The sequence below is a fragment of the Empedobacter sp. UBA3475 genome (genome assembly GCF_002378465.1).
Classification (GTDB): Bacteria; Bacteroidota; Bacteroidia; order Flavobacteriales; family Weeksellaceae; genus Empedobacter; species Empedobacter falsenii_B.
Map to the genome: position 1 here is coordinate 1 of NZ_DFRA01000067.1, position 26,236 is coordinate 26,236.

Sequence of the window (26,236 nt, forward strand, 5' to 3'; positions counted from 1 at the left end):
ACAAAATTTTGGACAGTGTCTAAATAAAAAATCTCGAGCAAATGCTCGAGATTTTTTTATTTATTCATTTGTTTCAATATACTTAATGTTTTTTTATCGACTTGATCTGCATAAAAAAACTTCAAAACATCTTTGATAATTTTTTCTTTCGGAACTATAAAGTTGAATAAAGTCAAACTTGATTTCAGTTTCATTGCATCATTTTTTCCGAAAATTAATTGCGGAATTACGCCTTTATGTTGCATTAATAATACAGATAAAACTTCTAAATAATTTCCCCAAAGTTCTTCATCTTTCACAAAAGCTCTCGCCTCTTCTTTTGAAGAAATCGAAAATTCTAATGACGAATCACTCGAACCTAATCCAACTAATTGAGGAAACATAAAAACAATCCAATTCGTTTGTTTTTTTCCTGCATGAACTTCCATTAAGATTTCATCATACACAAAACTTTGCGCATCGTGAAATCGTTTCAAATTAAATTTATCGTGAGGATCTTTTTGTTTCAGTAAATCTCCTATTTTCATATTGTAAAGTTAAAAAAATACCTCACCAAATTGATGAGGCATTTTATTTATTTTATAAGTCGATTACATTCTTTCTGGAACACCAATTCCTAATAAACGTAACGAATTCTGAATTGTATTTGCAACCCATTGAGAAAGATATAAACGGAAATTTTTCACGTTTTCATCTTCATTTTTCAAGATTGGATTGTTTTGGTAGAATGAATTAAATAATTTAACTAATTCATACACATAATTCGCAATCAAAGCAGGGCTCATTTCTGTTGCTGCTTTTTCTATCGTATCTTCGAAATCGTATAATGCACGAATAATTTCTTTTTCTGCATCATTCAATTCTATTGCATTTGCATCAAATTCTTTTGGGGATTCTTTTCTCAATAATGACTGAATACGCGCAAAAGTATATTGAATAAAAGGTCCTGTATTTCCATTAAAATCAACAGATTCTTTCGGATCGAATAAAATACGTTTCTTAGGATCTACTTTCAAAATGTAATATTTCAAAGCACCCATCGCAATTGTTTCGTACAACTCAGCTTTTTCATCATCAGACATTCCGTCTAATTTCCCTAACTCTTCAGAAATCTCTTTTGCTGTATTATAAACTTCTTGCATCAAATCATCTGCATCTACAACTGTTCCTTCACGAGATTTCATTTTTCCGTTTGGTAAATCAACCATTCCGTAAGACAAGTGATGTAAAGCATCAGCCCAAGAATAACCTAATTTTTTCAAGATTAAGAACAAAACTTTGAAGTGATAATCTTGCTCATTTCCTACAACATACGTTAATTCTTCTAACGTTGGATTATTTTTGAAACGCTCTACTGCAGTTCCTAAATCTTGTGTGATATAAACCGAAGTTCCGTCTGAACGTAAAACTAATTTTTCATCCAAACCTTCTGCAGTCAAATCAATCCAAACAGAACCATCTTCTCTTTTGTAGAAAACACCTTTGTTTAAACCATCTTCAACAATATCTTTTCCTAAAATGTAGGTATTCGATTCGTATAAATATTCGTCAAAAGCAACACCAAGACGTTTGTACGTTTTAGCGAAACCATCATACACCCAACCGTTCATTTTTTGCCAAAGCTCAATAACTTTTGGTTCATGTGCTTCCCATTGACGCAGCATTTCTTGTGCTTCTAAGAAAATTGGAGCTTCTTTTTTCGCTTCGTCTTCCGTTTTTCCTTGCGCTTCTAATTCTTTGATTTCTTGACGATAATGTTTGTCAAATTCCACATAATATTTTCCAACCAAATGGTCGCCTTTCATATTTGCAGATTCTGGTGTTTCACCATTTCCAAATTTTTCCCAAGCAATCATAGATTTACAAATGTGAATCCCACGATCATTAATAATTTGTGTTTTAATCACATTATTTCCTGCTGCTTCAATGATTTGAGAAACCGAAAATCCTAACAAATTATTACGGACATGTCCTAAATGCAAAGGTTTGTTTGTATTTGGCGATGAATATTCTACCATTACCGTTCTCGAATTTTCATCAACTTTTGTAATTCCAAAAGTTGAATTTTGAGCATTTTGAGTAAAATTTTCTAAAAATTCTACTGAACTTAAACTCATATTCAAGAAACCTTTTACAACATTAAACGCTGTAATTTTATTATTTTCAACCAAATTTTCACCGATTTTAGCACCGATTTCTTCTGGTTTACCTTTCAAAGTTCTGATTAATGGGAAAACAACCAATGTATAATCACCTTCAAACTCTTTCCTTGTAAACTGAATTTCAACAGATTCAGGGTTAATTTGATAAACGTTTTGAATCGCTTCTAAAACATTCTGCGTGATGTATTGTTTTAAACTCATTTTTATTCCTTTTTACTTAATCGAAATGCAAAAGTACGAAGTTTCAACGAATTTGAACGGATTGCACATTGAGTTTTTAAGAAGTCATCAAGAAAACTTATCTTTGCAAAATGAAAGCTACATTCGCGGATTTCGAATTAACAAAACAATTGAGTTCGGCTTTAGAAAAGTTGAATATCACAACCCCAACTCCAATTCAAGAAAAATCATTCAAACCGATTCTTTCTGGACGAGATATAATGGGAATTGCCCAAACAGGTACAGGTAAAACAATGGCTTACTTATTACCCTTGTTGAATACTTATCAATACTCTAAAACGAATCAACCAAAGATTGTTATTTTGGTTCCGACACGCGAATTAGTTGTTCAGGTTACCGATATTTTAGAGCAATTAACAGAGTTTATCAATGTTCGTGTTTTAGGAATTTATGGTGGTGTAAACATCAATACTCAAAAATTATTGGTGTATGAAGGCGTTGATATTTTGGTTGGAACACCAGGTCGTGTTTTAGATTTGGCGATAGACAATGTATTATCATTCAAAGAAATGAAGAAATTAGTGGTTGACGAATTTGACGAAATGTTGAGTTTAGGTTTTCGTCCGCAACTGATTCATTTATTTACAATGATGAGCGAAAAACGTCAAAACATTTTATTTTCTGCTACGATGACAGATCAAGTAGATGATATGTTACACGAATATTTCAAAAATCCTATTGAAATTTCCTTAGCTCGTTCAGGAACACCATTAGAAAAAATCACTCAATTGGCTATTCCAGTTGAGAATTTCAATACAAAATTGAATTTAATTGTTCATCAATTAGGAGACAAAGCAAAATTTGAGAAAGTTTTAATTTTCGCAAACAATAAAAAACATGCTGATTTAATCTTTAATCATTTAGATGAAATTTATCCAGATGAATTTGGAGTAATTCATTCTAACAAATCTCAAAATTATCGTTTGAGAACAATGGAAGCCTTTACCAGAGATGAATACCGAGGAATTATCACGACAGATATTATGGCTCGTGGTTTGGATATTCCTGATGTTACGCATGTTATCAATTTCGAAATTCCAGAAATTCCAGAACAATATATTCACCGAATTGGGCGTACAGGACGTGCGGATAAAAAAGGAGAAGCGATTTCTTATTTTTCTGAAAAGGAAATTGAACGTTTAGATGCTATTGAAGCATTGATGGATAAAGAGATTAACGAACTTCCTTTTCCTGAAGAGGACGTAAAAATAAATCCTGTAAAACGTGAATTTGAGAAAGATGTTGTAAAAATGAAACAACTTACAACTGTAAAAATTGAAGAACGTGGTGCAGCATTTCACGAGAAAAAAGATAAAAATAAAAAGGTGAATTTAGGTGGTCCTACAAAACGTAAACCACCAAAATCTAAACCTAAAAACCGTGGTCAGCAAAAACAGAAAGCGAAAGCACGTAAAAAAGGAAAATAAAATGAAAGCGACCAATTGGTCGCTTTTCTTATTTTAAAATCTGTTTGAATTTAGATTTAAATTTTGCAATTTTTGGTCCAACAACTGCCGAACAATATGGCTGATCTGGATTTTCATTGTAATAACCTTGATGATAATCTTCGGCTGGCCAAAATTTATCTAAAGGCTCTATTGTTGTAACGAATTTATCTTCATACAAAGTTCCGTTATCAAACTCTTTTAACGATTCTTCCGCTTGCTTTTTTTGTTCTTCTGATGTGTAAAAAATACTCGAACGATATTGTGTACCAACATCGTTTCCTTGTCTATTTAACTGTGTTGGATTATGTATATTCCAAAAAATTTCTAATAATTCTTTGTACGAAATCACTTCATTGTCAAAAGTAATTTCAACAACTTCCGCATGATTTGTATCTGTATCACAAACCTGACGATAAGTAGGATTTTCTACATTACCTCCTGCAAATCCAGAGATAGCTTGTTCTACTCCATTTATCGAATTAAAAATTCCTTCCACACACCAAAAACAACCAGCTCCTAAAACTGCTATTTCCTTGCTCATGTCTTCTCTATTTTTACTTATTCAATCAAAAAAAATTCTAATTTATCAGAACCATTCTTATATTTTTATACCAATTGGAAAGCGGTATCATCTTTTACATCACCAATAACAAAAGTACTGTGAGTACTACCAATTACCTTTATTGTTGTTAGTTTATTTACCATAAAATCTCTGTATTCGTCCATATTTTCGAAAGACATTTTGATAATGTAATCGTAATCACCACTTACATGATAACTCGCCTGAACTTCTTTTAAATTCACAATTTCGTTTTCGAAAATCTTGATGTTATCAGCAGAATGTTGTTGTAACTTAATATGGCTAAATACCAAAAGCTCTCTGTTAATTAATCTTCTATTTACAAGCGCAACATATTTAGAAATAATTCCTGACTTTTCTAATTTCTTGATTCTTTCATGAATTGCGGTTGACGATAAATTTAACTTATCAGATAATTCTTTATAGGTAATTTTACTGTTTTCTTGTAGATACATTAGCAGCTGTTGATCGAGAGTGTCAAATTTCATTTCAATTAATTTTTTTCTAAAGTAACAACATTATTTTGAATAATTATCTATATAGATTAAAAAAATTACTCATCTACAGAAAATATATTTATAATTTATTAAAACACACCGTTTTTTGTTCTATTCTAAAAAAGATAAAAAGTTAAACTCTATAATTTTTATATACTAATAAATGTTAAATATCTTTCATTATTCATATTATTCATTGTATATTTGAGCTCGAAAAATCGAGAGGAAAGATTTGACTGATTGCAACCTCATAAAACAATTGCTAAAACAGGACTTCAGTTTTCTCCTTCCCTCTATCATTTAAAAAAAAGTATAGAAATGTCATATTTATTTACGTCAGAATCAGTTTCTGAGGGGCATCCAGATAAAATTGCCGATCAAATTTCTGATTCAATTCTTGACCACTTTTTAGCATTTGATGCAAAAAGTAAAGTAGCTTGTGAAACTTTAGTAACGACTGGACAAGTTGTTTTAGCAGGTGAAGTAAAATCTAATTCTTACATTGATTTACAACGTGTAGCAAGAGAAACAATTGCTGAAATTGGTTACACGAAAAGTGAATATATGTTCGATGCAAATTCTTGTGGAATTTTATCTGCAATTCACGAACAATCTCCAGATATTAACCAAGGTGTAGACAGACAATCTGACGAAGAGCAAGGTGCTGGTGACCAAGGAATGATGTTTGGTTATGCTACAAGCGAAACTGAAAACTATATGCCTTTGGCGTTAGATTTATCGCACAGATTATTGAAAGAATTAGCACATATCCGTAAATACGAGAAAGATTTGTTACCATATTTACGTCCTGATGCTAAATCTCAGGTAACAATTGAATATGATAATGACAACAAACCTGTTCGTATCGATACAATTGTAATTTCTACTCAACATGATGACTTCGCAAACGAAGAAGCTATGAGAGATAAAATTACAAATGACTTAGTAAGTATTTTAATTCCTCGTGTTAAAGCGCAACTACCTGTTCATTTACGCGATTTATTTACAGATAGTATTACTTACCATATCAATCCTACAGGAAAATTCGTTATTGGAGGACCTCACGGAGATACAGGTTTGACTGGTCGTAAAATTATTGTAGATACTTATGGTGGTAAAGGTGCTCACGGTGGTGGTGCTTTCTCAGGAAAAGATCCATCAAAAGTTGACCGTTCTGCTGCTTATGCTGCGCGTCATATTGCAAAAAACTTGGTTGCAGCTGGTGTTGCTGACGAAGTTTTAGTACAAGTTTCTTATGCAATTGGTGTCGCTGCTCCAGTTTCTTTATTAGTAAATACTTTCGGAACTCAAAAAGTTGAGTTAACTGAAGGAGAAATTTCTACAAAAGTTTCTGAAATCTTTGATATGAAGCCTTTCGCTATCGAGCAAAGATTAAAATTAAGAAACCCTATTTACAAAGAAACTGCATCTTACGGACACTTAGGTAGAGAACCAAAAACGGTATCGAAACGTTTTGAATCTGCTAATGGACAAGATGTTGTTGAAGTTGAAGTTGAATTATTCACTTGGGAAAAATTAGACTTCGTAGATCAAATTAAAACAGCTTTCGGATTATAATCTGAAAATTTTAAATCATAAAAAAATCCACTCAATATTGAGTGGATTTTTTTATGATTAATTTTTACTAATCGAATTGACTAACCAATATCGTTTTCCTTCTTTGTAAGAAATATTGATACTATCTCTAGAAAGCATAATCAGTTTTGTTGGTGTCCAACCCACATTTCTTAACGAATTGCTTCCTGTCATTTCCATTTGAATATTTTCTATCGGATCAATTTTTTGAGATGTGATAAAATCAAATTTATATAAATTCTTAGATTGAGAAACTTGCACTACTCCACTATCTTGTACAATTCCTCCTAAAGAATCTTGAAAAATAATAAATCGTCTTTCATATTTTTCTTTATAAATAGTATTCTGGCTATCATCCTCATTATTACAAGAAAATATCATCATTAATAATGAAGCAAAACATACAATCGTTCTCATAAAACATCATTTTATATTTAACTATTTTCGGCTCAAAATATTGTATAAAAAAAGACGCTCACTACTGAACGTCTTTTCTATTATTATTCCTAAAAAACTATCTTGTTGCATTTGCAGTCCAAGTTTTACCATCTTTTGTGTAAAGAATTGTCAATTTTGCATTATCAATTCTAATATAAGATAATTCATCTGCTCCAACACTCACCAAAGTATTGTCACCTTTCTTTTCAAACTCAACACCGTTTAAATCTGGAATTTTATCAGAAAAAGCAAAATTATACTTTGTTCCGCTTGCAATTTTTGTTACAAATACACTACCACTTTGAGTTGATAATGAATTATTCGCGTCTTTATAACTTAAACTTCCTTTGTAAGTTCCTGCAAAAAAATCGTTATTTGCTGGATCGTCATCATCATTACAAGCTGTGAATACAAATAAGGCGAAAAATGTTACCGCCAAAAATTTCAATAGATTCTTCATGTTTTTATTTTTTTATTGGTTATAACAATCAATATTTTCAATTATAATACCATAAAATGTTAAATAAAATTGATAAAGTATTTTTTAACATTTTTAACTCTCACAAAAAATCGTATTTTTGAAGCAATATATAATACCTATAAACATGAATTTATTGCAAGGTAAAACAGCAATCGTTACAGGCGCAACTCGCGGTATTGGAAAAAGTATTGCTGAAGTTTTTGTGAAAAATGGCGCTAACGTTGCCTTTACTTATGCTTCTTCTGTAGAAAAAGCAAAAGCTTTGGAAGAAGAATTGGGACAATTCGGTAAAGTAAAAGGATATCAATCTGATGCTTCTGATTACGAAGCTGCTCAAAAATTAGTGGAAGATGTAATTGCTGAGTTTGGTCAAGTTGATATTGTAATTAATAATGCTGGAATTACAAAAGATAATTTGTTGATGAGAATGTCTGCAGAAGATTTCGAAAAAGTAATTCAAACAAACTTAAATTCGGCTTTCAACTTAACAAAAGCAGTGATCAAACCAATGATGAAACAACGTTCTGGATCTATCGTGAACATGTCTTCTATTGTTGGAATCAAAGGAAATGCTGGGCAAGCAAATTATGCAGCATCTAAAGCTGGTTTAATTGGTTTCTCTAAATCTGTTGCATTAGAATTAGGTTCTCGTAATATTCGTTGTAATGCAATTGCACCAGGTTTCATCGAAACTGAAATGACAGAAGTTTTAGACCAAAAAGTTGTTGAAGAATGGCGTAATGGAATTCCATTAAAACGTGGAGGACAACCAGAAGACGTTGCAAATGCATGTTTATTCTTAGCGTCAGATTTATCAAGTTATGTAACAGGACAAGTTTTGAGTGTAGACGGAGGTTTACATACTTAATTCTTAAAAATATCATACTTTTTGAAAGGTTTTGTTTAGTAAATTTGCTAATCAAAACCTTTTATAATTTAAGACAACTACGTTGAGAAAAATATCAAATAAATTAAATGTTCAATTGATTGCTGAAACTTTTTTGGCTTTCGGAATTGATCATATCGTATTATCGCCAGGATCTCGAAACGGAGCATTAACAATGCAATTTGCGAATGACAAACGTTTCAAAACTTATAGTGTAATCGACGAACGTTCGGCAGGATTTGTCGCTTTGGGAATGGCACAGCAAATTCAGAAACCTGTTGTTGTTTGTTGTACTTCTGGTTCGGCAACGGCAAATTATTACCCAGCAATTACGGAAGCTTTTTTTCAAAATGTTCCTGTAATCGTGCTTTCTGCAGATCGTCCCGAGCATTTGGTTGATAATTTTGATGGACAAACCATTCGCCAAAAAGATATTTTTGAGAAACATTCAGTTCATAATGTACAACTTTCCGAAAGTGAAGAAACGGATGATTTAACGCGAAATATGTTGTTGACGAAATATGCGTTGATTGATTGTATGCACAAATCTGCGCCAATTCATATCAATATGCCTTTTTCTGAGCCTTTGTACGAATCTGTAACAACACCAGATATTGAAATTGATACAATTACAATTCCTGCAAAAGATTATCCAGAAATTGATGTAATTGATTTGATGAAACGTTGGAATGCTTCGACGCGTAAAATGATTTTGGTCGGATTACATCATCCTGATGCCAAATTTGATCATTTTGTAAAACAATTGGCGCAAGATGATTCGGTTGTTGTGTTAACAGAAGTAACATCAAATATTCATGATGAACGATTTTTCAATAAAATAGATCAAGTTATTTTCCCTTATTCGGAAGAAGAATTAGAAGCGTTGAAACCTGATATTTTATTGACAATTGGGCAAAATGTCGTTTCCAAAAAGATTAAAAAATTCTTACGCGATCAAAAACCAATACAACATTGGCATTTAGATGAATATTGGCAACCAGATACTTTCCAAGCATTAACAGATAAAATTGAAACGAAACCTGAATTATTTTTAGAACAATTTGTTCCGTTTGTCAATCCAAAAGAATCTGAATATTACAACACATGGAATTCAATTCGAGAAGCGAATAATATCAAACACAAAAATTACATCAATATGATTCCATTTTGTGATTTGAAAGCATTTGATTCTATTATCAGAAATTATCCAGAAAATTGGCAAATTCAGTACGGAAATTCTACCGTTATTCGTTACGGATTATTATTTGATCATAACAATTCGAATCCTGTTTTCTGTAATCGTGGAACAAGTGGAATTGATGGTTCTACGTCGACAGCAATTGGCGCTTGTATCGCTTCTGGTCAAAATACGGTGATGATTACGGGCGATATTTCATTTTTCTATGATTCGAATGCTTTGTGGAATGTAAACATGCCAAATAATTTCAGAATTATTTTGATTAATAATGGTGGCGGAAATATTTTCAAATTTATTCCTGGTCCTTCTGAAACAGATGTAGTTGAAGATTATTTTGAAACAAAACATCATTTCACTGCCGAACATTTAGCTAAAATGTATGGTTTTGAATACCAAGTTGTTTCAAATTTAACTGATTTAGAAAATACTTTTGAAGATTTTTATGCAGAAAGTAATCGCCCGAAGATTTTAGAAATTGATACACGAAATTCTGCTAACGATGCTATTTTGAGAGGATATTTTAGTAGTTTGAAGTAAAAAATATTAAAGAGAAATCATTAGTTTGGTTTCTCTTTTTAATTCAAATAATTTTCCTAAAACATTTTCAAAAAGACACCTTCTATATAAATTCTATATAAACTAGGTTGGTATTCTCCGATTGAAATGATAACATAATACTCGGATGTTTCCTTTAAATACACATATAAATTCTCAGCGTTTCTGTAACTAGTCAAATCAACAATAAAATTATTTTTAATAATTCCTTTACAATGACTAATGATGGAAGTAAAAAGATTCTTCTCAATATTATTTTCTACAATATTTAACTCTACTAATTCTTCAAAATCAAAAGTAAAATCTAATTCATTATTTATTTTAAAATTGTGTTTACCATAAATAAAAATGCAATCAGAAGATTGAATTAGAAGCATTTTACTCATTATTTGCTTTATATCTTTATTCATTGAATAAAAATTAAATTATCTCAATTTTCTCTCCTAAAAACTTTGGTTGAACACCAAAAAAGCTATCAATAAAAACTTTCGTTCGAGCAAAATACTCGCGGATATTTGTTTTTAATCCAGCATGTTTATTGACATCTTTTGCACTGTAACCATACGCATTAATTCCGTTTTGACGTGCAATATAAACTGCTCGTTGATTGTGAAACTCTTGGGAAACTACAATAAATTCATTCTGACTAAAAATTTCCTTTGCACGAATCATAGAATCTAATGTTCTAAAACCTGCATAATCCAAATAAATCACATTTTCTGGAACTCCATTTTTTATTAAGGCTTGTTTCATTGCTTCAGGTTCGTTGTAGTTTTTTCGACCATGATCTCCACTCAAAATAAAGTACGTTACTTTTCCTGATTGATACAATTCTGTTGCAGCTTCTATACGATACGTAAAGTAATAATTTTGATAACCACTCACCAAATTTGGCGCTGTTCCCAATACAATCGCAACTTTGGTTTTAGGTAAAATCTCTAATTTATCTGTGACAAATTCTTCCGTTGAGTTTTCTATTTTATAATTTGCAAAAGCTGTGAACAAAAGACTTCCAATTCCTAAAATAAGTAAAGTATAAAAAGATTTTTTCAGAAACTTTTTGGTTTTGATTTTCATAGTTGGTTCAAGATTATTTCTTGTGTTAAAAATACAATATATTCTTCAGTTTTATAATGATTTAAGAACTCCTATCCGATAATAAATATTTAAAATCAAAATTTCATTAAAAAAATCTATCTTACTATATTGCGTATTATTTTTTCAAAATACAACTATGAGAACAAGATTATTTTTTCTAGCCACCACTCTATTTACAGTTTCAACTCTATCAGCACAAAAATTCGAAATTGATACCTTACAATATCAGGGAAGTGATAAAAACATTATCAACCTTGTTGTTTTAGCAGATGGTTATACAAAAGACGAATTAAAATATTATAAAGAAGATGCAAAACGATTTACAGACTATTTTTTCAAAACGGAACCATTAAGTCAATATATCAATTATTTTAATGTATTTGTTATAAATAGTATTTCTGAGGAATCTGGTGCAATTCACCCATATTCTACCAAAGAATGTCCCACAGAAAAAGTAGATTGGGATCAGTTACCTGAACGTTATAATAAATTTGTAAAGAAATATGAAGTTCCGAAAACTAATCCAAATACAATTTTCGGAAGTAGTTTTGATATTTCTGGAATTCATCGTTTAGTTGTTCCAACGAAAAATGAAAAGGTATTACAAGTTCTGAAAGATAATATTCCCAATTATAGTCAAGTTGTAATTCTTGTTAATTCTCCTTTTTATGGTGGTTCTGGAGGAGAATTTGCGACGACAACAGTTAATTTTAAAAGTAATGATATCGCTGTTCACGAAATTGGACATTCGTTTGCAAAATTATCAGACGAATATTGGTCTGGTCCGTTGTATACGGTTCCTGGTCCAAATAAAACACAGAATATACAAGATGTTCCTTGGAAAAATTGGATTGGGACAAATGGAATTGGAATTTATGCATATGGCGAAAAAGATGCAAGAGCACAATGGTTTCGTCCGCACGAATTCTGTAAAATGCAATATTTAATCGCGCCTTTTTGTAATGTTTGTCAAGAAGAATTTATTGAAGTAATTCATCAAAAAACAAATCCAATTATTTCTACAAAACCCGCTGTTGATACTCCTGTTAACACAGAAAACATGAATGCTTTTACTCTTAATTTAGTAAAACCAGTTCCAAATACCCTGAAAGTAAAATGGATTTTGAATAATAAATTGATTGCAGAAAATTTAGATTCTATTCATCTAAACAAAGGTCAATTCAACTTAGAAAAAAATATTTTAAGAGCTGAAGTGACGGATACAACGCAATTAGTAAGAAAAGAAAATCATGCGAATCATATGTACACAACGCAATGGGAAATTACAAAACCTAATAATGAGAGTTTAACTCCACCAGTTTTGACATGGGGTGAAAAACAAGAAAGTTGTTACAATGAACATCAGGCACTAACGGTGAAAAATCCAGAAGCAAAAGTTGAATATTTTTGGTATGATGAGCTAAATTCTACTCAACCATTTGTAAAAGGAAGCAATATTATTAGTCCAACTATTACTGAGAATAAGACTTATTATGTTGAAAGTAATTGGAACAACAAAAAATCTGAACGAAAAGCAATTCAAATTACTGTTTTAGAAAAAATTAATTTTTCTGAAAAAGTTAGTATCAAACAGAATAAAAAAGACGGAACGATTATACTTACTTTAAAAAATACTGACGATAAGAAATATAAATTCGAATGGTTGGATGAAGATGGAAATAGAATCTATAATTTCGATCCAAAAGAGAATAAAACGGTTTATAAAGGGAGTGATTCATCATCTATCACAATCAAAAATGAATTCTTAGGTTCTACAATTTTTGTCAAGAAAATAGATAAAGAAACGACATGCTCTAGCGAAAAAGTTACAATAAAATTGTAATAAAAAAAGCGACCAAAAGGTCGCTTTTTTTATCTATATTTCAGAATAATTATTCTTTAATACGTTCTACATAAGAACCATCTTCTGTGTTGATTTTTACTTTATCACCTTCGTTGATGAATAAAGGAACACGGATTTCAGCACCAGTTTCTGTCGTTGCAGGTTTTGTAGCATTTGTAGCTGTATCACCTTTAAGACCTGGCTCTGTGTATGTAATTTCCATTACAACTGTAGTTGGTAACTCAGCTGCTAAAGCTGTTTCATCAGAAGCACGGAACAAGATTTTTACTTCGTCACCAGCTTTCATAAATTGTGAATTATCAATCAAATCTTTGTTTAAATAAACTTGAGAGAAATCATCATTATTCATGAAGTGGAAACCATTATCATCTTCATATAAATATTGGTAGTTACGTGTTTCTACACGAACTTCTTCAATTTTATGACCAGCAGAGAATGTATTGTCTAATACTTTTCCGTTAGTTAATGATTTTAATTTTGTACGAACGAAAGCAGGTCCTTTACCTGGTTTTACGTGTAAAAATTCGATAATTTTATACGTATCATTATTAAAAATAATACATAAACCTTTTCTGATATCAGAAGTTGTCGCCATTTATTCTATTGTTATTTTATTAAACTCCCGAGCTATATCCTTTCATAATTCCACGATCACTTGTATTGATAAAATCAAGGATCACTTCACGATAATGTGAATCTGGGAATTTTTCTAAGATTTGTTCTACAGCCTGAGATACGTTATTTTTTTGTTGATATAAAATTCTGTAAATACCTTGAATTTCGAAGATTTCTTCTGATGTAAAACCTTTTCTTCTCAATCCAATTGCATTAACTCCCGCATAAGCAACAGGATTTTTTGCAGCTTTAACATACGGAGGAACATCTTTACGAATTTGTGTCGCACCAGCTACAAAAGCATGTTCTCCAATTTTTGTAAATTGATGAACTGCACTATAACCACCAATAAAAGCGAAATCTCCAACTTCTATATGTCCTGCTAAACCAACCGCATTTACGATTACGACATTATTTCCTACAACACAATCGTGCGCGATATGTGCAGTTGCCATAATCAAACAATTGTCACCAATTTTAGTATAACCTAATGCATTAGTTCCTTTGTTTACAGTAACGCATTCACGAATTGTTGTATTGTCACCAATATATGTTAAAGTTTTTTCACCTTCGTACTTCAAATCTTGAGGCTCACCAGAAATTACCGTACCTGGATAAATTTTACAATTTTTTCCAATACGTGCTCCTGACATAATTGTTACATTAGGACCAATCCATGTTCCATCACCAATTTCTACATCTTCGTAAACAGAAGAGAAAGGGCTGATTGTAACATTTTCACCTATTATTGCAGTTGGATGAACATATGCCATCGGATGATTCATAACTTCCATTTCTTTAATTATTCTTTTGTAATAACTGCCATCATTTCTGCTTCCACAGCAATTTGATTGTTTACATATCCAATTCCTTGCATATGAACAATTCCTCTTCTAATTGGTTCAACCAACTCTAATTTAAACACCAATGTATCACCTGGAATAATTTTGCGTTTAAATTTAGCACTTTCAATTTTCATGAAATAAGTTGAATAATCTTGAGGATTTTCTAATTCTCCTAAAATCAATAACCCTCCTAATTGTGCCATTGCTTCAATTTGCAATACACCTGGCATAACAGGTTCTTTAGGAAAATGTCCAACAAAGAAAGGCTCGTTCATCGTTACATTTTTCACGCCGATTAAACCTGTTGCACTTTTAGAAATTACCTTGTCAATCAATAAGAATGGTGGACGATGTGGTAATAACTTCATGATATCATTAATATCATAAACTGGTTCTGCTGTCAAATCAAATTCTGGCACTTTATTGCGTTGCGCTAATTTAATTTGTTTGCTTAATTTCTTTGCAAAATTTGTATTGGTATGATGTCCAGGCTTTGTTGCAATAATTTTAGCCTTCAATTTTTTACCTACTAAAGCCAAATCTCCCACAACATCTAATAATTTGTGACGTGCAGCTTCATTTGGATAGTGTAAAGTCAAGTGATCCAAGATTCCATTCGGACGAATAGAAACATCATCTCTATTGAACGCTTTACATAATTTTTCTTTTGTTTCTGGCGTAATTTCTTTGTCAACATAAACAATTGCATTGTCTAAATCTCCACCTTTTACTAAACCAGCTTCCAACAATTGCTCTAACTCATGTAAGAAACAAAATGTTCTTGCTTGAGAGATATCTTGTTTGAAGTTTTTGATAGATGTTAAAGTTGCATTTTGAGTTCCCAAAACTTTCGTTCCGAAATCTACCATTGCTGTAACTTGGTATTCATCTGCAGGAATCGCCGTGATTTCTGATCCTGTTTCTGGATCTACATACGTTACAATTTCTTTAATTCTATAATATTCTCTGTCTTTATCTTGCTCTACAATTCCAGCAGATTCTATTGCTTCAACGAAAAAACGAGAAGAACCGTCCATAATTGGTGGTTCCGCATTGTCAATTTCAATGTAACAATTATCAATATCCATACCTACCAAAGCTGCCAAAACGTGCTCTGTTGTATGTACTTTAACTCCTTTCTTCTCTAAAGTTGTTCCTCTGGCTGTACTCACAACATACTGTGCATCAGCTTCTACTTGAGGTTGACCTTCTAAATCTGTTCTAACAAATACAAATCCTGTATCTGGTTCGGCTGGTCTAAATGTTAAGGTAACAAATTTACCTGTATGTAAGCCAACACCTTTTAGAACGGCTTCATTCGCTAAAGTTTTTTGTTTATCAGACATTAACTTTTACTTTTGTTTGTTCTCTTTTTCTAATTTATCGATTCGTTTCACAATTTCTGGAAACTTTCTAAAATGTACATAAGATTTTCTAAAGCTTGACGCTTCGATTGCTGGCGAACCATACAATTGCGTTTTACTTTCTACATCACCATTAATACCACTCTGAGCTTGTACTTGTACAAAATCTCCGATTGTCAAATGACCTGCGATACCAACTTGACCTCCAATCATACAATTACGTCCAATTTTTGTAGATCCTGCTACTCCACTTTGCGAAGCAATAACAGTATTCTCTCCAATTTGAACGTTGTGAGCAATTTGAATTTGGTTATCTAATTTTACTCCTTTACGAATAATTGTAGATCCCATTGTTGCTCTATCTATTGTTGATCCTGCTCCAATTTCGACATTATCTTCAATCAAAACATTTCCTATTTGAGGAATTTTTTCGAAAGAACCATCTGGATTTGGCGCAAAACCGAAACCATCAGCACCAATCACAACATTAGAATGAATGATACAATTTTGACCAATTTCACACTCTTCATACACTTGTACGCCTGAATGTAAAACGGTATTATCACCAATCTTAGCATGATCGCCAATCGTTACATTTGGATATATTTTTACATTATTCCCAATCGAAACATTAGCTCCAATATAAGAAAAACTTCCAACATATACATTATCTCCTAGTTGCGCAGTAGAATTTACTTTCGTATATTCTTCTATTCCAACTTTATTATTTTTTATCGTATTGTAATACTGCAACAGCTTTGTAAAGGCTTGATATGCATCTTCAACCACAATCAATGTAGACGAAATAGAATCTGTTGCCACAAAATCCTTACTCACAATCACAATAGAAGCGTTTGTTGTATAGATAAAATGCTCGTATTTCGGATTAGCCAAAAACGAAATCGAACCTTCTTTTCCTTCCTCTATCTTCGATAATGTGGAAACCTCTACATTTGCATCACCTGTTACGGTTCCTTGCAATAATTGCGCAATCTCTGCAGCTTTAAATTTCATAGTCTGCAAAACTAATAATTATTCTTAAATTTATAAAATGATTATTTAAGTTATTTAACTTTTTTGTCAAATTCTTCAAATCGATATTTAAACGCTATGGTAATGATATTTTGTAATTTCTTGTTGCAAAAATTGCGTTAACAAACTTTTTTCTGAACTCGAAATTTCTTTTACCTCACCATTTTTATATAAAACCTTTATTGGACTTTTTGATTTTTCGTACGGAACAATTTTTATCGTTGTTTGTTCCACAAAATAACTTGCATCATCAATTCCTAAAGCATTTTCTACTCTATTTTTTTCAACCAAAATTTCTTCTTCGGATAATTTTGTATCCATCAAATATGATTTTGGTAATGTACGCTGAATGATATTTTTTGATAATTTACTCAAAATTAAATCATCATGAAACTGCCATTCTTTTATCGCTGATAAAACATCCGAGTCGTCCAAACGTGTGAAAATTTCTAAACCTTCTTTCGATAAACTTCCAACTTCATTTTCTTTTAAAAAGTATTTAAAAGCAAACGTTGCAAAAAGATTTTCTCCCGTTTTTGTCAATTCTTTCGCTCTTCTCAAAACGCTAATCAAAAAATTCTCTGCTGTAAACGATTTCTTATGCATATACACTTGCATGTACATAAACATACGCGCCATCAAAAATTTCTCGACCGACGAAATTCCCTTTGCTTCTATCACCAACTCATCATTCGAGACATTCATCATTGAGATAATTCGTTCCGGATTGATATTTCCTTCTACCACTCCTGTGTAAAAACTATCGCGCTTCAAATAATCCATGCGATCGCAATCCAACTGACTCGAAACTAATTGTGACAAGAACTTTTTCGGATAATTTCCTTTAAAAATTTGAATAGCTAGAGCTAATCGATTATCAAAAATTTGATTCAATTCTTCCATCAAACGAAGCGAAACTTCTTCGTGATGCGAACCATTAATTATAGAATGTTCAAGAGAATGAGAAAAAGGTCCGTGTCCCAAATCATGCAATAAAATCGCGATTAAAGCTCCATTTTCTTCTTCTGGAGTAATGTCGACGTTTTTTCTTTTGAGAATATTTAAGGCTTTTTGCATCAAATGCATACAACCTAAAGCGTGATGAAAACGAGAATGTCTCGCTCCTGGATAAACCATTTCTGTTAATCCAGTTTGCGTAATTCTACGAAGTCGCTGAAAATATGGATGTTGAATAATCTGATAAATAAGCTCGTTTGGAATCGTAATAAATCCATGAACTGGATCATTTACTATCTTCAACTTATTATTGTTTAATGGATTCAAACGTACTGTTTTGTCGGCAAAGATAAGAATTTTTACTCATTCAGAACGTTACTTTTTTGATTAAGAATGGTTTTTATAAAATATTTTAGATAAAAATCATTTTTGGAATTATTTATGCTAAATAATCATCGCAAATTTTGGGAAAACTACAATTTTGTTTAACATACAATTTTGATTTTAACATTTCCGTAATCGCTATATTTGGAATAATTCTAAAAGTAGAAATCAATATAAAAAATAAAAATATAACAAATGGCTATAAAAATTTTATGGATTGATGATGAAATCGATTTATTGAAACCACACCAGCTTTTTTTAGAGAAGAAAGGATACGATACAACAATGATAAATAATGCGACTGATGCATTAGAAGAAATAGAAAAAGAGAGCTTTGCAGCGGTTTTAATCGACGAAAATATGCCCGGTTTGAGCGGATTGGAAGCTTTACCAAAAATTAAAGAATTGCGTCCAAATCTTCCTGTTATTATGGTCACAAAAAGTGAGGAAGAACATATCATGGAAGATGCAATTGGCTCACATATAGCAGATTATTTAATTAAACCGGTTAATCCAAATCAGATTTTATTGAGTTTGAAAAAGATTTTGGACGCATCGAAAATTATTTCTGAAAAAACAGTGATTAATTATCAACAGGAATTCAGAAATATCACAATGGATATGATGAATGCACGCGATTTTGAAGATTGGCAAGAGATTTATAAAAAATTAGTTTTTTGGGAACTTGAACTTGAAAATATCGAAGATACAGCACTTTCTCAAATCATCGAAAATCAGAAAAGTGAAGCAAATGCAGCTTTCTTCAAATTTATAGAACGTAATTACGAAGATTGGTTGCACGACGACGAAGATCGTCCCGTTTTATCACATACAATTTTCAATCAATTGGTTCGACCTCATCTTGGAAAAGATAAAAATGTTTTATTGATTATGGTGGATAATTTACGCTACGATCAATGGAAAGTTATTGAGCCAATTTTCAATCGTTATTATAATTCAGAAGCCGAAAATTTATATTATAGTATTTTACCTTCGGCAACGCAATATGCTAGAAATGCGTTCTTTTCGGGTTTAATGCCGTTGGAAATTGAGAAAAAATATCCTGAATATTGGTTGAATGATACCGATGAAGGAAATAAAAATATGTACGAAAAAGAATTGTTAGGAGAACAATTAAAACGTCTTGGTTTTGGCGATTTATCGTATAATTATTTTAAAATTTTAAATTCTGATTTCGAGAAAAAAATTGCAGATGATTTTAATAATTACAAAAAGAATAATTTGAATGTAATTGTCTATAACTTTATCGATATTCTTTCGCATGCGAAAACAGACAACAAAATTGTTGGAGAAATTATTCGTGATGATAAAACGTATCGTTCGATCACAAAACATTGGTTTGAAAATTCATATTTAATGGAAATTGTGAAAAAAGCGGCGCAAGAAAAAATGAAAATTATTGTAACAACCGATCACGGAACAATTTACGTAAAAGAGCCTACGAAGGTAATTGGCGACAAAGAAGCGAGTACAAATTTGCGTTATAAATTGGGGAAACAATTGCAATACGATCCAAAAGATGTTTTGGCGGTTGAGCAACCAGAAAAATTCCTTTTACCTAAGGTTAATGTTACGTCAAAGTATATCTTTGCAAAAGAAAATTTATTTTTAACGTATCCAAAAAATTACAATCATTTCGTTAATTATTACAAAAACACTTACCAACACGGTGGAATTTCGTTGGAGGAAATAATTATCCCAATGGTTGTTTTAACACCAAAAAATTAAATGGAATTTATCATCAATAATTTAGACGAATTACCTGAAGTTGCTCAAAAAATAATCGATCAACTTCAGCATAAATTAATCACTTTCGAAGGAGAAATGGGAGCTGGAAAAACAACTTTTATCAAAGAGTTTGTAAAAGCTTTGGGAACAAATGATGAAGTTTCGAGCCCGACTTTTTCGATTGTAAATGAATATGAAACAGATAAAGGAAAAGTTTATCATTTCGATTTTTATCGTCTAAATCATGAAGATGAAGCCTTAGATTTTGGGATTGAAGAATATTTATATTCTAATCAATATTGTTTAATGGAATGGCCAAATAAAATTGCTAACTTTATACCAGATGAGCACCACACAATTACATTGAAAAATGTAGATGGCGTTCGTCATTTAAATTTTAGTTAATAGTATATGGACGGAAAAAATATTTTCACGCCTTTTTCTCAGGAAGATCTTATTCCTCAACCCGAGCGTTTAGAGATTCCTCATAAGAAAGAACGCTTTGATATTGGAATTCCAAAAGAAACAAATAATCAAGAAAAAAGAATTTGTCTTTCTCCTGATGCAGTCGAAATTTTAGTCAATAATGGACATCAAGTTACGATAGAAACCGGAGCAGGAGAAAGTGCAAATTATTCAGATAAAGAATATTCGGAAGCTGGTGCGCAAATTTCTTACAATACGCAAGCTGTTTTCGAGAAACCTATTATTCTAAAAGTTGGTCCACTTACTTTAGATGAAATTGATTGGGTAAAACCAAATGCTTTGATTATTTCATCTGTCCCTACAAATACTTTAAGACGCGAATATTTTCAGAAATTAATTACAAAACGTGTGAATGCGGTTGGATTTGAATTTATTCGTGATGAACAAAATCATTTACCAGTTGTTCGTTTATTAAGTGAAATTGCTGGAACAACAGCAATTTTGGTCGCAAGTGAATTGATGTCTTCTACAAACGGAGGAAACGGAATTTTGATGGGTGGCGTAACAGGTGTTCGACCAACAGAAGTTGTGATTCTTGGAGCTGGAACGGTTGCAGAAAATGCGACAAGAACAGCTTTAGGTTTAGGTGCTTCGGTTCGTGTTTTTGATAATTCATTAACGAGATTAAGACGATTACAACAAAATATAGGACAACGAGTTTCTACTTCTACATTAGATCCAAAAGAATTAGGAAAAGCTTTGCGACGTTGCGATTTAGCAATCGGTGCACTTCGCGGAGAAACGCGTACACCTTGTGTTGTAACTGAGATGATGGTACAAAATATGAAAGCTGGCGCTGTAATTATTGATGTGAGCATTGATCAAGGTGGATGTTTCGAAACATCTGAATTAACAACTCACGATCATCCGATCATTATTAAGAATGATATAATTCATTATGCAGTTTCTAACATCACTTCTCGCGTCGCACGCACCTCTACCAAAGCGTTGAGCAATTATTTCTTGTCGTATTTATTCCAAATTTCTGAAGAATCTGGTTTTTCGAATGTAGTACAATCGGATAAAACTATAAGAAATGGCGTATATTTGTACAAAGGAAGAATTGTAAAAAAGAACTTATGTGATTGGTTTGATTTACCATTTCACGACATTAATTTATTGATCATATGACGTTTACGCAAAGATTTATGAAGTATTTGATGGGAGTTGGAATTGGGTTAGTTTTCGTCGCTATGGCGTTTGGACCTCGTGCTTTCTCATGTAATTACTTTCCAAATGCAAGAGTTTTGGATGAAGCTTTTTCAAAAAGATTAGCTATTTCACCAGAAGCTCAAGCATTTTTAAAAGCAGAAAATTTAGATTCGACATTCTTGAAAAAAGAATTATTCAAAAGAAGTAAAGTTGATTTTGATCACTCGAAAAAAGATCAAGTTCCTTGTAGAGAATATTTGGCAAACTATAAAAGCAAAGACAATACAAAGGATTATGATTTTGTATTAGAAATTTGCAAAGAAGATTCAAAATTAGTTTCCATCAAAAAGAAATAAAACAAAAAACCACTTCAATTGAAGTGGTTTTTTGTTTTATAATTAATTTATAAATTTCAAAATTGCTAAAACAATTACGAAGATTAATATTGCGACAATAATTACATCTTTAAATTGCACTTTTTTAGTTCCGAACTCTACATTTCGATTTAAACTTTTTCTTTTTTTATTGGATTGCATAGGTTGATATTTGACTGCAAATTTATTAAATATTATCAAATATCAAACCTTTATTTTATTCTAAAATATTTAATTTACAATAAGATATCTTAAATCCCAATTTCTATCTGAAAACGCGCGTACCAGTTGTTTTTCTTTTCTAAATTATAGAATTTTTGTTGTTCATACGTAAATTCTGCTTGTAATTTGAAAGCATGTTCCCAAATATATTTTGTCAAACCTAATGTGTATTGATTTGTATTCGGTGTAAACTCAAAAATTTCTTTATCTACTGTTTGAGTTGAATAACGTCCTATCACCTCCCAGTGTTTCGGGAATGTGTATGAACCTTGAAAATCCATTCCTTCTCCATTATAGATATAATTAAAATCAGAAATATCTGTAGGGTTATAAAATAACACATTATCAGAATTACGATTCATATAAGAATACATCAAATTCCATCCACGATATTTTAACATCACATCCAAAAACAATGATTTTATATTAGCTGTTCCTCCACCTACAATATCATCTCCTAACATTCCTGCTGTTCTATGTGCTCTATCATTGTAACTATAAGCTCCCGAAATCATCAATTTTGGTGTTTGTTCGTGAACTAAATCACCTTCATAATTACTTCCACCTTTTGTAAATTCTCCAAGTGGAAACAACTCAACTTTTCCTGTATAAGCTAAACCAGTATCCTTAAAACTTGTCCAATTTCGCCCTTCACCAGTAGAAATAGCTCCTCTCAAAATATAAGAGAATTTTTCTTGATTTCTTTTATTGTATAAGACTTGAAATCCAAAATCGCGATCGATATTAAAATCTGCATTATTGATAGATCGATCCGTTAATTGTAATGCTCCAGAAGAATTAACACGTTGTCTATTTCCTGGAAGTTTTGTTTGACCAAATCCTAAACTCCAATGTTTATTTGGGTAATAGAAAATCATCGCATCACGAATAATATTTGTATTCTTACCCTCTTCTGCTTTTCCTACATCACCTGCTGCAAAAGATAATTGCATCGAATAACCAAATTTTGGATCTCCGATATATCCATCAAAACGCAATCTTAAACGACGAATTTGTCCATCAATATTATCTTCTTCTCCATCATTATGATTATAACTAATGCGATTTTGCATACGAAATCTAATATTGACCTGATAAAGACTATCTGGAGAAGTAATTCCCAATCCGTTACCATAGCTGTAATAAGGCGACATCATATTCTTAAAATCCTGTACAGTTTTCTTTTTAGATTCTGTAGAATCTTTTACTTGCGCATACGAACTGATTGAAAATACAATAAGTATTAATATTAAAAATTGCCTCATGTTTATTTATTTATTTCTTGATTCGTGTGCAAAAATGCAGTTAATAAAATTAAATAATTGTAATGCGTAAATTAAATTAACGTTAACAATGACTCGAAGTTACGTATTCGATGATTGTCATCAATTTCTATGATTTCGATTTGTTGTGGAAAGATATTTTGTTGAATTTCAAAGAAAGTTTTTAGTTTTTCAAAATCCAAAACTTCGTCATGTACAGAAAGAAAAACCGTTGTATTTTCGAAACGATTCATATCCACTAAATATTGCGAAAGATTTTCTGGAAAATTATTTTCGACTTTCATCGACACATCAACCAAAGGATTTAACAAAATTAATTCACTCGATTTTCCATTTTCCTTTAATTTTTGTTGCAATTGCCAACCAAAATTCCCTCCAGTAGAACTTCCTATAATTGCCAAATCATTTACCAAACCTTTTAAATGTTCGTAAGCTTCAAATAAAATAGTTGCAATATTGTCCTCCGTTTTCCATTCAATACAAATAGCTGAAGGATAATTTTTTAGAATAGTTTTGAATTTGGTTGAATTTGCCGAACTATTTAGTCCATGGATATAAACAATTTGTCGATTATTAGTATTCATATTCAGTGCAATTATCCCTCTAAATTAAAACTTTTTCAAGAAGTTAATTATACATGAAATGTAAATTTAACAATATAATTGTGTTGTAAGAAATTCTTTTGACAAAAAAAGCGACCAAATTGGTCGCTTTTAAATATTTACTATAATTATTTCTCTAGATCAAATCCCCAATCAATACCTTTATTAATTGCAGAAACACCTTCTGTCATCCATTTCGGAGCAGGTTTATCTTTCAGATAATGATCAAAAAATTGAACTTGACGTTGTTGAATATCATTTTTATTCGCACGTTTTATCAAGTTATGATCATCTCCGTTATAATTTAACATCCAAACTGGTTTTTGTAAACGACGCAATGCCATAAACATTTCAATTCCTTGATACCAAGGAACAGCACCGTCTTCGTCGTTATGCATGATTACAACTGGCGTCGTAACTTTTGGCATATTAAACAAAGGCGAATTTTCGATATATAATTCCGGCGCTTCCCACAAGGTTTTACCGATTCTACTTTGCGTTTGTTCGTACTGAAATTGACGACTCATACCCGTCCCCCAACGAATTCCACCATAAGCAGAAGTCATATTAACAACAGGCGCACCCGTCCAAGCAGCAGCATACATATTGGTTGCAGTGATCAAATGTGCAACTTGGTAACCTCCCCAACTTTGTCCTTGTATAGCGATTTTACTTCCATTTACCCACGTATTTTTCTTCAACGCTTCTACTCCAGAATTGATATAATCTTCGGCAGATTTACCAGGATGACCAATTGTATATGAAATATCTGGTGTAAACACAATGTAATCGTTACTTACAAAATATGTGTGATTAATACGAGAAGGCGTTGGCGCAGGCGCTTGATAACGATTCAAATTATCCGAAAGTTTTTCGTAGAAGTAAACAATCATCGGATATTTTTTATTTGGATCAAAATTCTCTGGTTTATACACAACTCCTGTTGCATCTTTACCTGAATACGTTTTCCACGTTACCAACTCACCATTCCCCCATAAATAATCTTTTTGTTGCGGATTGATTGCAGATATCTTTTTCTCATCTTTAAAATTTGTTGAAACATAAACATCAGGCGAATTTCGGAACGATTCTTTTGTATAAATAAATTCGTTGGCATTCAACGCTTTCTTCATTTTTTGCGTTCCCCAAGTATTCGACATGACAACTTCTTCAGGATTTTTTGCTTTCGAAATGATTGTTTGATAAACCCCTGATTGTTTATTCTGATTATTAAAAGCACCTAAATAAACTAAATTATCTCGATTAATTGTTTTAATATCATCATTTAATTGATTGATATCAAACGTAATATTATGTTTACGACCGAAACCATTTGTCATATTTTCTGGACGACGTTTTCCAACCAAATCAAACTCCCAAATATCATATCGATCTTTGATTAAAACCGTTTCGTCATTATCAGTAAAATAGGCAACTCCATATTCTTGCGCTAAAGTTGGTGAATCATTTTCTTCGTCATAAAATTTCACTTTCAGCTTTTTATTCAGAACTTTTGTTTCCTTTGTTTCGATATTATAGCTCGACCATAATCCATTTTCGGCATTATAAAAAACAGCAAATTTTCCATTCGGCGACATTTCCACTTTTCCAGCCAAAGCTTTTGCAAATAATTCACGCTCTCCCGTTTTCGTATTAATGATATAATAATCTTTACGACCTGTTACATCCCAATTCAAGCTTAATCGATAGGCATTATCAGAAGTTCCTAAAGCAAAATTTGAATTTCCTTCGTTCAAAATCTCGACTTGATTCATATCCAAATCCGCTAATTGTGTCACTTTTACAGGATTCGATAAATCAATCACAGATAGGTACGAACGTTTTTTCTCTCGCTCAAGATTCTTCAATTGTTGTGGTTGAATAAAATCGTCTTTGTAACTCCAAACATCCACTTTTGCATGATCATCAGCAATCAAAGTTGTGTCTTTTTCTGCTAATTTCGGCATCAAACCAATGAACAAAGAATTTCCATCTTTGCTAAATTTTGGTTGACGATTTTCTGAAACTTGCCAATCTTTTTTCAATCCTAACAATTCAGATTTCCTGATTTGTTGCGGATTATTTGTTGTAGAATAATATAAATAATAACCGGTAGTGCATTTGTATT

General features: G+C 31.7%; 25 protein-coding genes. 9 read left to right on the forward strand and 16 right to left on the reverse strand.

All coding sequences use genetic code 11. The features are described 5' to 3' along the window. Nucleotides 1-56: 56 nt before the first annotated feature. Nucleotides 57-527 carry a DUF1810 family protein gene (locus tag B3I31_RS13675; protein ID WP_135835150.1) on the reverse strand — a complete coding sequence of 157 codons (471 nt, stop codon included), beginning with the start codon at nt 525-527 and terminating at the stop codon, nt 57-59. 63 nt (nt 528-590) lie between these two features. After that, a complete protein-coding gene (argS, locus tag B3I31_RS13680) occupies nt 591-2,363 on the reverse strand; it encodes an arginine--tRNA ligase (RefSeq protein WP_286475224.1) in 1,773 nt (590 codons plus the stop codon). 110 nt (nt 2,364-2,473) lie between these two features. Here argS and B3I31_RS13685 point away from each other — a divergent pair, with 110 nt between their 5' ends. Continuing rightward, nucleotides 2,474-3,829 carry a DEAD/DEAH box helicase gene (locus tag B3I31_RS13685; RefSeq protein ID WP_125349811.1) on the forward strand — a complete coding sequence of 452 codons (1,356 nt, stop codon included), beginning with the start codon at nt 2,474-2,476 and terminating at the stop codon, nt 3,827-3,829. A 28-nt stretch (nt 3,830-3,857) separates the two neighbouring features. Here the strand turns inward: B3I31_RS13685 and msrA are convergent, their stop codons facing one another. Beyond that, entirely contained in the window at nt 3,858-4,391 is a 534-nt protein-coding gene (msrA, locus tag B3I31_RS13690) for a peptide-methionine (S)-S-oxide reductase MsrA (RefSeq protein ID WP_038336125.1), read from the reverse strand. Between the two features lie 65 nt (nt 4,392-4,456). Then, complete coding sequence (locus B3I31_RS13695; RefSeq protein WP_115001022.1) at nt 4,457-4,918, reverse strand: Lrp/AsnC family transcriptional regulator; 462 nt, start codon at nt 4,916-4,918, stop codon at nt 4,457-4,459. Between the two features lie 327 nt (nt 4,919-5,245). Between B3I31_RS13695 and metK the strand changes: the two genes are divergently transcribed. Continuing rightward, entirely contained in the window at nt 5,246-6,505 is a 1,260-nt protein-coding gene (gene metK / locus B3I31_RS13700; protein WP_038336123.1) for a methionine adenosyltransferase, read from the forward strand. Between the two features lie 57 nt (nt 6,506-6,562). Here metK and B3I31_RS13705 read toward each other — a convergent pair whose 3' ends face one another. After that, entirely contained in the window at nt 6,563-6,940 is a 378-nt protein-coding gene (locus B3I31_RS13705; protein ID WP_286511746.1) for a hypothetical protein, read from the reverse strand. 97 nt (nt 6,941-7,037) lie between these two features. Then, nucleotides 7,038-7,421 (reverse strand): hypothetical protein, encoded by a 384-nt coding sequence (locus tag B3I31_RS13710; RefSeq protein WP_180904669.1) that lies wholly within the window; start codon nt 7,419-7,421, stop codon nt 7,038-7,040. A 145-nt stretch (nt 7,422-7,566) separates the two neighbouring features. Between B3I31_RS13710 and fabG the strand changes: the two genes are divergently transcribed. Both fabG and menD read left to right on the forward strand, forming a co-directional pair. After that, nucleotides 7,567-8,310 carry a 3-oxoacyl-[acyl-carrier-protein] reductase gene (gene fabG / locus B3I31_RS13715; RefSeq protein WP_038336119.1) on the forward strand — a complete coding sequence of 248 codons (744 nt, stop codon included), beginning with the start codon at nt 7,567-7,569 and terminating at the stop codon, nt 8,308-8,310. An 82-nt stretch (nt 8,311-8,392) separates the two neighbouring features. Continuing rightward, on the forward strand, nt 8,393-10,063 hold the full coding sequence (gene menD / locus B3I31_RS13720; RefSeq protein ID WP_291059058.1) for a 2-succinyl-5-enolpyruvyl-6-hydroxy-3-cyclohexene-1-carboxylic-acid synthase: 1,671 nt from the start codon (nt 8,393-8,395) through the stop codon (nt 10,061-10,063). A gap of 56 nt (nt 10,064-10,119) precedes the next feature. On the opposite strand, the gene B3I31_RS13725 is transcribed toward menD, so the two are convergent. Together B3I31_RS13725 and B3I31_RS13730 are read right to left on the reverse strand one after the other, a co-directional pair. Then, entirely contained in the window at nt 10,120-10,491 is a 372-nt protein-coding gene (locus tag B3I31_RS13725; protein WP_038336116.1) for a hypothetical protein, read from the reverse strand. A gap of 10 nt (nt 10,492-10,501) precedes the next feature. Next, on the reverse strand, nt 10,502-11,158 hold the full coding sequence (locus tag B3I31_RS13730; RefSeq protein ID WP_125349808.1) for a SanA/YdcF family protein: 657 nt from the start codon (nt 11,156-11,158) through the stop codon (nt 10,502-10,504). A gap of 157 nt (nt 11,159-11,315) precedes the next feature. Here B3I31_RS13730 and B3I31_RS13735 point away from each other — a divergent pair, with 157 nt between their 5' ends. Then, entirely contained in the window at nt 11,316-13,022 is a 1,707-nt protein-coding gene (locus B3I31_RS13735) for a M64 family metallopeptidase (protein WP_286496220.1), read from the forward strand. A 49-nt stretch (nt 13,023-13,071) separates the two neighbouring features. On the opposite strand, the gene efp is transcribed toward B3I31_RS13735, so the two are convergent. The 5 genes from efp to B3I31_RS13760 form a co-directional block, all read right to left on the reverse strand. Further along, nucleotides 13,072-13,638 carry an elongation factor P gene (efp, locus tag B3I31_RS13740; RefSeq protein WP_038336113.1) on the reverse strand — a complete coding sequence of 189 codons (567 nt, stop codon included), beginning with the start codon at nt 13,636-13,638 and terminating at the stop codon, nt 13,072-13,074. Between the two features lie 19 nt (nt 13,639-13,657). Further along, nucleotides 13,658-14,443: an acyl-ACP--UDP-N-acetylglucosamine O-acyltransferase gene (lpxA, locus tag B3I31_RS13745; RefSeq protein WP_115002092.1), complete on the reverse strand. Its 786-nt coding sequence runs from the start codon at nt 14,441-14,443 to the stop codon at nt 13,658-13,660. A 17-nt stretch (nt 14,444-14,460) separates the two neighbouring features. Beyond that, nucleotides 14,461-15,849, reverse strand: coding sequence for a bifunctional UDP-3-O-[3-hydroxymyristoyl] N-acetylglucosamine deacetylase/3-hydroxyacyl-ACP dehydratase (locus B3I31_RS13750; RefSeq protein WP_038336111.1), 1,389 nt, complete (start codon nt 15,847-15,849; stop codon nt 14,461-14,463). A gap of 6 nt (nt 15,850-15,855) precedes the next feature. Further along, on the reverse strand, nt 15,856-16,881 hold the full coding sequence (gene lpxD, locus B3I31_RS13755; protein ID WP_115001039.1) for a UDP-3-O-(3-hydroxymyristoyl)glucosamine N-acyltransferase: 1,026 nt from the start codon (nt 16,879-16,881) through the stop codon (nt 15,856-15,858). An 87-nt stretch (nt 16,882-16,968) separates the two neighbouring features. Next, a complete protein-coding gene (locus tag B3I31_RS13760; protein ID WP_286496217.1) occupies nt 16,969-18,159 on the reverse strand; it encodes an HD domain-containing protein in 1,191 nt (396 codons plus the stop codon). 276 nt (nt 18,160-18,435) lie between these two features. On the opposite strand from B3I31_RS13760, the gene B3I31_RS13765 reads away from it, so the two are divergent. From B3I31_RS13765 to B3I31_RS13780, 4 genes are read left to right on the forward strand one after another with little or no spacing between them, the layout of a single operon-like run. Next, entirely contained in the window at nt 18,436-19,989 is a 1,554-nt protein-coding gene (locus B3I31_RS13765) for a bifunctional response regulator/alkaline phosphatase family protein (protein ID WP_219035100.1), read from the forward strand. Further along, nucleotides 19,990-20,394: a tRNA (adenosine(37)-N6)-threonylcarbamoyltransferase complex ATPase subunit type 1 TsaE gene (tsaE, locus tag B3I31_RS13770; RefSeq protein WP_219035101.1), complete on the forward strand. Its 405-nt coding sequence runs from the start codon at nt 19,990-19,992 to the stop codon at nt 20,392-20,394. A 6-nt stretch (nt 20,395-20,400) separates the two neighbouring features. After that, nucleotides 20,401-21,606, forward strand: a complete 1,206-nt coding sequence (locus B3I31_RS13775) for an alanine dehydrogenase (RefSeq protein ID WP_221856537.1) — start codon at nt 20,401-20,403, stop codon at nt 21,604-21,606. 17 nt (nt 21,607-21,623) lie between these two features. Further along, nucleotides 21,624-21,983, forward strand: coding sequence for a hypothetical protein (locus B3I31_RS13780; RefSeq protein WP_147280013.1), 360 nt, complete (start codon nt 21,624-21,626; stop codon nt 21,981-21,983). A 269-nt stretch (nt 21,984-22,252) separates the two neighbouring features. Here the strand turns inward: B3I31_RS13780 and B3I31_RS13785 are convergent, their stop codons facing one another. From B3I31_RS13785 to B3I31_RS13795, 3 genes are all read right to left on the reverse strand, one after another. Beyond that, entirely contained in the window at nt 22,253-23,488 is a 1,236-nt protein-coding gene (locus B3I31_RS13785) for a porin (protein WP_286496216.1), read from the reverse strand. A 71-nt stretch (nt 23,489-23,559) separates the two neighbouring features. Continuing rightward, complete coding sequence (locus B3I31_RS13790; RefSeq protein WP_219035345.1) at nt 23,560-24,090, reverse strand: YqiA/YcfP family alpha/beta fold hydrolase; 531 nt, start codon at nt 24,088-24,090, stop codon at nt 23,560-23,562. 146 nt (nt 24,091-24,236) lie between these two features. Beyond that, a partial coding sequence (locus tag B3I31_RS13795; RefSeq protein ID WP_291088173.1) for an alpha/beta hydrolase family protein occupies nt 24,237-26,236 on the reverse strand: 2,000 nt, incomplete at its 5' end.